The organism is Primorskyibacter flagellatus (assembly GCF_900176485.1).
Taxonomy (GTDB): Bacteria; Pseudomonadota; Alphaproteobacteria; order Rhodobacterales; family Rhodobacteraceae; genus Primorskyibacter; species Primorskyibacter flagellatus.
This window is the reverse complement of the sequence record NZ_FWYD01000042.1, coordinates 1-6,567: the sequence shown is the minus strand read 5'-3', so window position 1 is coordinate 6,567 and position 6,567 is coordinate 1. Positions and strand designations below refer to the sequence as shown.

8 protein-coding genes and 1 pseudogene are annotated in these 6,567 nt (G+C 58.9%); 1 reads left to right on the top strand and 8 read right to left on the bottom strand.

The genetic code is table 11. From position 1 onward, the window contains the following. Positions 1-55 precede the first annotated feature (55 nt). From B8991_RS20540 to B8991_RS20530, 3 genes are all read right to left on the bottom strand, one after another. Positions 56-307 carry a hypothetical protein gene (locus B8991_RS20540; RefSeq protein ID WP_084355146.1) on the bottom strand — a complete coding sequence of 84 codons (252 nt, stop codon included), beginning with the start codon at positions 305-307 and terminating at the stop codon, positions 56-58. Between the two features lie 202 nt (positions 308-509). Further along, positions 510-662 carry an antitoxin PaaA2 family protein gene (locus B8991_RS20535; RefSeq protein WP_084355145.1) on the bottom strand — a complete coding sequence of 51 codons (153 nt, stop codon included), beginning with the start codon at positions 660-662 and terminating at the stop codon, positions 510-512. Between the two features lie 392 nt (positions 663-1,054). Continuing rightward, positions 1,055-1,915: a LysR family transcriptional regulator gene (locus tag B8991_RS20530; RefSeq protein ID WP_200797839.1), complete on the bottom strand. Its 861-nt coding sequence runs from the start codon at positions 1,913-1,915 to the stop codon at positions 1,055-1,057. Between the two features lie 156 nt (positions 1,916-2,071). On the opposite strand from B8991_RS20530, the gene B8991_RS20525 reads away from it, so the two are divergent. Then, positions 2,072-2,791 (top strand): putative quinol monooxygenase, encoded by a 720-nt coding sequence (locus B8991_RS20525; RefSeq protein ID WP_012187353.1) that lies wholly within the window; start codon positions 2,072-2,074, stop codon positions 2,789-2,791. A gap of 323 nt (positions 2,792-3,114) precedes the next feature. Here the strand turns inward: B8991_RS20525 and B8991_RS20520 are convergent, their stop codons facing one another. The 5 genes and pseudogenes from B8991_RS20520 to B8991_RS20500 form a co-directional block, all read right to left on the bottom strand. After that, positions 3,115-3,633, bottom strand: a complete 519-nt coding sequence (locus B8991_RS20520) for a type II toxin-antitoxin system YhaV family toxin (RefSeq protein ID WP_084355144.1) — start codon at positions 3,631-3,633, stop codon at positions 3,115-3,117. Beyond that, positions 3,630-3,956: a type II toxin-antitoxin system PrlF family antitoxin gene (locus tag B8991_RS20515; protein WP_084355147.1), complete on the bottom strand. Its 327-nt coding sequence runs from the start codon at positions 3,954-3,956 to the stop codon at positions 3,630-3,632. The genes B8991_RS20520 and B8991_RS20515 overlap by 4 nt, the downstream gene beginning before the upstream one ends. Positions 3,957-4,080: 124 nt before the next feature. Then, positions 4,081-4,734 carry a DUF6927 domain-containing protein gene (locus B8991_RS20510; protein ID WP_084355143.1) on the bottom strand — a complete coding sequence of 218 codons (654 nt, stop codon included), beginning with the start codon at positions 4,732-4,734 and terminating at the stop codon, positions 4,081-4,083. 102 nt (positions 4,735-4,836) lie between these two features. Further along, on the bottom strand, positions 4,837-5,430 hold the full coding sequence (locus B8991_RS20505; RefSeq protein ID WP_009503761.1) for a hypothetical protein: 594 nt from the start codon (positions 5,428-5,430) through the stop codon (positions 4,837-4,839). A 76-nt stretch (positions 5,431-5,506) separates the two neighbouring features. Continuing rightward, positions 5,507-6,472 (bottom strand): annotated as a pseudogene (locus B8991_RS20500) (ParB/RepB/Spo0J family partition protein); the annotation flags it as partial. Positions 6,473-6,567: the final 95 nt, after the last annotated feature.

The window sequence follows — 6,567 nt, the reverse complement described above, 5'->3', positions numbered from 1 at the left end:
ACATCAAAAACAAGCAGCATAATCAATCAAACAACCGAACCAGAGCCTCCAATGTTCAAGCCGCTCTGATGTCCCATTTTATATGACGACAGACACCAGCCTCTTCCATCCCCTTGCTCAGCCATTGGGACAGAGGTCCAGCTTCCAGACCGATCGCGGCGATCGAATATGGAAGGGCGACGATCGCGCGTACCAGAGCTTCAGGCTCGCTCTCCGCCTGCAATTCTTCAACAATCTTCCCCTGCGGCCCCAGCACACAAATCGCCGTGCTTGCCAGAGATACATCCAGTCCGATAAATACATTCATGTCGTTGCCCTTCTATTCCTAGGAAGTGAGGCGCATGGAAACATACGACCTCGTAGACGCGCTGCAGGCGCATCAAGGGCAACGGCACTCCACATCATGCTGACAAACAAGCGAAACATGTCCGATTCGCCGACAGCCCCATTACGGCATCTTTCGCTTTTCAGGGTGGCGTAGTCAGACCGCGCTGATCTCCAAGGCTTGTTCAGGACTTGGATTGGCTCTGGCGCTTCGCATTAATCAATGCCTGTGCGGCCTGCATCACCTGAACCTGAGATGTTCCCGAGCGTGCATTCTCCAGCGCGGCCTGCACCTTCGCGCGAAACCACGCGTCATACGAATTCGCTTCAGCGGCCACGGAAATGCTCCTCGAAACCCATATCTAATAGCTTTCCAAGATCTTCGGGCATGTCTACAACGCGCACCGCAATTGGGAAACGAGGCCCCGTCAGGTCAGTCGCGCATTGCCCTTCGAGATCGAGGTGCCGACCACCCATTCCCCTTTCGTGCATCACGCTTTCTCCGAGCCTATCGTTAGCCAATACTTCATCATTCCGCGTGGCGTCGCAAACGGCAAGGCCATTGTGATCACATCAAGTCGCGCAACTTGGGGATCGAATGCCGGAGGGGGCACAATCATACGTGAAGCTCGAAGCCGCCGTTCATTGGAAGCGCGGCGAAATCTGACTCTGAGCCCAAAGTACCAGTTACTGCACTATGCGCGAATGTCGGCCATCAATGATACTACGCCTACACACGCGCAATCTCACGGATCAGATCATTTGTCTCTGGTCTCGTCGTTTGGTGCCGATAACGAAGAGCAGAAACAGTTCGCGAAATTTCAAGGCCGTCGATGAGTATCGAAACGAGGCCCCTGTCTGCTGGAATTGCCGTGGTTGGCAAAATCACCGCGCCTAATCCCTGCCGCGCGAGTTCGACTAACCAATCCACGCGATTTGACCGATAGGCCGCGTAGAGTTCGTGACCTTGGTCTGCACATGCCCGATGCAACGCATCGCGCATTTCGCAATTGGGTCGATCGAGCATGTCAGTTTCAGCGAGTGTCGAAAGAGAAATAGCGTTTCGTCCAGACAACGGGTGCGACTTGGACACCACAACCTTGTAGGACTCGTCATAGAGCTGGTCTATTCGATAGAGGTCTTCACTGACCGTCGCCGCTGTGACAACGACGTCAAATTCACCCTCTCGCAATCCGGCCAGAAGCTTGGAGGCAGACGCCACGATCAACTCTATTTCGGCTTGCGGCAATCGTGTACGGAAGCGTTCCACGGCGGCTGAAATCCGGTTGTGACCAATCGTTTCGCCAACACCGACAGAAATAGGAACCCGCTCTAGTCGCGTGTGGCGGACGGCTTCTGCCTTAGCTGCCTGCGTTTCGTCATGCGCTTTCTGTAGCCTTGGCTGCATGAGTTTTCCGAGTGCCGTCAACCTGCATCCCGCGCGGTCCCTGACAAACAGATCACCCCCGAGCTCGTGTTCAAGTTTCTTGATCGCGGTCGTCAAGGACGGTTGGGAAACATTTGAGGCGCTAGCGGCATGGGTGAAGTTGCGATGCTGGCAGACAGCCAAAAAATACCTGATCTGGTTCATCTCCACTGCCACAGTCTCCGTCACTTTCCGCCATGAGGTTCACCATAGCACATGTCTATCAAAGAATAGAAGTTCGGGATTGGTGCCTGAGGCATTCGGCATGAGAAAAGGGTGCATCGAATCCAAACAGAACAACTTCTCAATCAGGAGGCGACCATGAAAGCCCAAATTCTCAAGACACTCGCCGCTTTGGCCTTGATCACGACATCTGCAGCCGCACAGGAAACCCCAATGGAAAATCACACTGCCAGCTACATCGCCATGCCCGCCGCTGAAGGCCAGACCGAAGCATTCGCCGAATTTCTGGCCGGAGCCGCCCCGATTGTCGCGGACACCGAACCAGGCACCGTGCTTTGGTTTGCCTTGCAAGACGACGATACGCTCGCGATCTTTGATATCTTCGTGGATGAAGAAGCGCGCAATGCGCATTTCTCCGGCGCTGTGGCCGCGGCTTTGAACCAAAATGCCGACGCGCTGGTCGCCGGGGGCTGGGACGATGGTGTTGTCGCGAACATCAACAATTCCGATGTCCTGTCGGTGAGGGAACCGGTTGATCTCTACTCGGCCACGACAGCCACGTACATCACGCTCGAAGCAGCACCCGGCAGAGGGCCGGAATTGGCAGCCTTGCTGACCGCAGCTGGTCCCATCGTCGGAGAAACCGAACCCGGCACATTGTTCTGGGCGGCGCTGCAGATTGACGAAACATCCTTCGCAATCTTCGACATCTTCACCAACAATGCTGGCCGTGAAGCACACTTTGCCGGTCAAGTCGCCGGGCTGCTGAACGAACGGGCAGCGGAGTTGGTCGCTGGCGGGTGGGACGACGGCGTGGTCGCTAACGTCCACAACTTCGACATCCTCGCCATCAAGTAACGCGATGTGACAGGAACAAGAGGCGCCTGGTGCAACGCATCAGGCGCTTTGCCGAACGAATTTAGATTCACCGTGAAGCGGTCGTTCGAGTAACTTAAGCGAATTAGCGCTTTGTCCGCATCTTACCAGTTCGTACACGATGCGGCGAACGGCAGGTGTACGGATACGGAGAGACCTCAGAGATTCTTGTCGTACTAGACATATGACACACCGAGGGCGCCTATCTCTTGGTTCAAGCTTGACGGTTGATTGCAGCGCAGAAAAACCCTCTTGCGAACAGGGTTAGCGTGGGATTCCGCCCACCATCCAGCAAGCTGGCCCACCTACCGATCTGGCGCCGCTTCAAGGGAAGTTTCGAACCGCTTGTTCGCCGCCGCTGCTTCTTTCAAGAGCGCGTCGAAATTGTCAGGTGGGTTGCCATCTTCCAGCATCCCTTTGAACGTCGCGTAGGCATCCGTCTTGCTGCCATAGGCGCGCAGGGTCTTGTCGTCGTTCACCCAGGCCACCACGATGAACTTTGCATCGCTGTTGAACCGGTAGAACAGCCGATACTGCTGGAAGAATTTCGCCCGGAACCAGTGCTTGCGGTGATCGCCGAGTGTGCCGCCTTGCCGGAAGGCGGCGGCACCCGGATCTGCCGGTATGGCCTCGGTGACCAGCTTGAAGATGGCGGCCAGCCGTTTCGTGGAATTTTTCTTGCGCCAGGTCTTGGGATCGCGTGCCTTACGCGCTTCAACTTCCTCGATCAGCCCTTCGAGCTGGTCCAGAAAGAGCGGATGCGCATAAATCGACCATCCGTTTACGACAAGGGGCGCTTGGGCGGGCACGCTATCGCCGCTCATTCATCCTCGAGCGATAGCGGCGCATCGAGATCGACGTCAACCTCTCCGACCAGTGCTGCAAGACGGTCATGCAAAGCCCCATCGAAGGCCCGAATGCGGTCCGGATGCGCCTTGATATCAGCCTCGATAAAATCGAGAAAAGCTCCGAGCACGGGATCTTCCTCTTCGCTGCGCACGGGCTCAATATAGACCCTGCCACTCGGCTCGGTGCAGTAGCGAATCTGGTCGCCCTTGCCCAGCTTGAGCTGCTTGCGCACACCCGCCGGCACGGTCGTCTGATACCGATCCGTGAGTTTCGAGACATCTTGTGCGAGGGCTGTCATGGCAGTCTCCTGAAGAAACGGGTCTTTGCTGCCCACGAGAGGTAATGCATTTGCATTGCCTTGTCAAGATTAGCCGCAGGATCTGCTGTCACTGGGCAGGTCGATGAACCGTCCGGCGCAGGACCTAATTTCGCCCTGCCAGGAACTCCGCCAGCACCGGGCTGGCAGCACCTTTCGCGGAGCTGAGCAGCTCCGAGCCCGCAAGCGAGGCCTTCGACAGGCGTACGAGCCCACCGGTTTCCTCGATGCGGTAGCAGCGGCGTTTTTGCCGCCCGCGTCTGTAGTGCGTCGCGGTGACGATCTGGCAGGTGCTGCCATCGGTGAGCGTCACAGGGGTGGCGAGCCTGATCTTGTCGCCTTCCTCGTAGTCAGGGATCGAAGCCCAATTCCGGCAACGCTGACGCCAGTCCTGGGCGTAGCTGTCCGGGTCTTTCAGGTCGGAGAGGAGCGCGATCAGCCCAAGGGGAGCACGAGACTCGTTCGGGCCAGCGCTTTCCTCCATGTCCTTGTAGCCCCAGCAGCCGTCATCGTATCGGGTGAGGAAGACAGCCCCGAAAGTGATGGAGCCATCCGCATCGGTCACATAAGTCGTATCCTCGACCGGCGAGCCATCGATACTTGTGACCCTTGCCGCCGCATACCAAGTCGAACCCACCTTGCACGCTTTGACCAGTTCCGTCTTGCGCCTTTCGCCATGAGAGGTGCAGAGCCGGGCGATTTCCGCTTTCTCATCCGCGTAGGTCTGGACGCGGCCGTCGGTGTAGAAAAGCCATCCCATCTCAGAGTCCTTTCTCTCATTGGGAAAATTGTTGTCGCCAATGTCCCGAGAGGGCAGCAGGCCCGGCAGGGTATTGGCGACGCTTGTTTGAGAATGGGCGCGTTACGCCGCCCTCCGGTCATCGATTTCCATCAGCGCATCGAGCGGCACGCGGTAGGGCTGCATGGCGTCAAAATCCTCGCAATTGCCGCAGTTCTGCACGATCGCGAAGGTGTCGCAGGCATCCTTGAGGATGACCCGGAAGGTGCCGCCGAGGCCTGACGGCACCTCGTAGGTCCCGCCGATGAGATAATCCGAGGCCCGGCGCACGAAGACGCGGATGCTGTGGCCATCGGTGGCAAGCCGGATCGCCCCCTGCCCCCGGTCGATGAGCACCTGCACGTCATCCAGGATGTCGGTGTAGAACTGGCCGGTCAGATCGCGAAACGCCATGCGGCGCTGCGCCATCCAGTCGGTATCCCGAAATGGGTTCATGCCGTCGGCGAAGGCGAAGGAGGGATCGGCCTGTTCGGTGGTGACGATACGGGTGGTCGTGCCATCGATGCCGTTTGAGCGCAGATGCACACCATTGCCGACAATGAGGATCAGGGCGGGCCTGTCCACGGGCCCGTTCCAGTTGGGCAGGAAGGTTTTGCAGGCGCGCGCATGGGCGATCTGCGCCGCAACTGCGGAGGCAGAGAACTTGAGAATAGCCATGGGGATGTCTTTCCGTTGGGTGTGGGAGGGTCGACCCGCGCGGGTGGCATGATCTACGCGCGGGTCGCGTGATGGCTCAGGCCGCCTGCGCGACCTCGCTGTCAGGCTCCGGGGTTTCCGCAGTGGGCTCCGCCTCGTCAAAGGCGACACCGGCGGTCTGCATCATAGGCGGGCACCAGGCGGCCACGGCAGCGCGCCGCGCGTCCGTGAGCGTGGCGAAGGGCTCGGCGAAGAGCTTGTCGCAGAAGGCGACGATCTCCTTCTTGCTCGACGAAGCCAGCGTCACCGCCTCCTGGGCGAGACCCAGATCCTCACCGAGGATCTTCAGGAGCCACGCCTTTTTAAAGCGATTGAAGAGCGCCGCATTCGGCGTCCAGTGGGCGCGGATGTCAGGCATGATCTCGATCTCGAACGCATGCATCAGGCTGTCGCGCTGGCGGTCCCGCGCGAAGCAGGACTGCGTGGTGCTGGCCGTGGCATAGGCCACAAGCTTGGCCTTCTCCCCTGTCTCCAGCGCGCGAAACGCCGCAAACTGATCGGCGGGCGGACGGGTATCATCGAGCCACGAGAGGTCCAGCACATCATGCGCCGCGGCCACCTGCTCGAGCGAGGTCTCGTCGATCTCGTCCATCTTGGCATGGCTGCGGTATTCCTTGCGGGCATCGATCTTGATCGCCTGCGTGACACTCATGCCGCTGGCCAGAACGTCGCTCACCAGCTTGAAGAGCGTCAGATCGAGCGTGGCTTCCGGATGCAGCGCCATCGCGGCCCCAAGCGCCATGGCTCGCTCGGTCTTGAGATCCTCGGCCAGTGAGGCTGGATAAGTGATTTCGCCGGCGTCCGGGGCCTCCTCCCCGGTCGGGTTAGCCGAGGAGCCGCGCGCGCCCTCTTCTTTCACGATGTCCTCGGGGCGGACGAGGCCCAGATGGAGCGTCACTTGCCCGTTCGACCAGGACGCGATCACCCCAGACCGCGTGAGGTCCTCGGCGCTGTAGGCCTCCTGCAGATCGCGAGCCTCCTCTTCCAAAGCGTCCACACGGTCTGGACCTGTCACGGTTTGATGCCGCTCCTTTGATAGCATTTACTGCACCAAAGGAGATGAACTATGGGACTGAAACGAACTGACGAATTCCGCCG

Coding starts and splice junctions, on each gene's coding strand:
- B8991_RS20525 (WP_012187353.1), top strand. CDS start 2,072: ATGAAAGCCCAAATTCTCAAGACACTCGCCGCTTTGGCCTTGATCACG.
- B8991_RS20510 (WP_084355143.1), bottom strand. CDS start 4,734: ATGGGATGGCTTTTCTACACCGACGGCCGCGTCCAGACCTACGCGGAT.
- B8991_RS20540 (WP_084355146.1), bottom strand. CDS start 307: ATGAATGTATTTATCGGACTGGATGTATCTCTGGCAAGCACGGCGATT.
- B8991_RS20530 (WP_200797839.1), bottom strand. CDS start 1,915: ATGAACCAGATCAGGTATTTTTTGGCTGTCTGCCAGCATCGCAACTTC.
- B8991_RS20520 (WP_084355144.1), bottom strand. CDS start 3,633: ATGAGCGGCGATAGCGTGCCCGCCCAAGCGCCCCTTGTCGTAAACGGA.
- B8991_RS20515 (WP_084355147.1), bottom strand. CDS start 3,956: ATGACAGCCCTCGCACAAGATGTCTCGAAACTCACGGATCGGTATCAG.
- B8991_RS20505 (WP_009503761.1), bottom strand. CDS start 5,430: ATGGCTATTCTCAAGTTCTCTGCCTCCGCAGTTGCGGCGCAGATCGCC.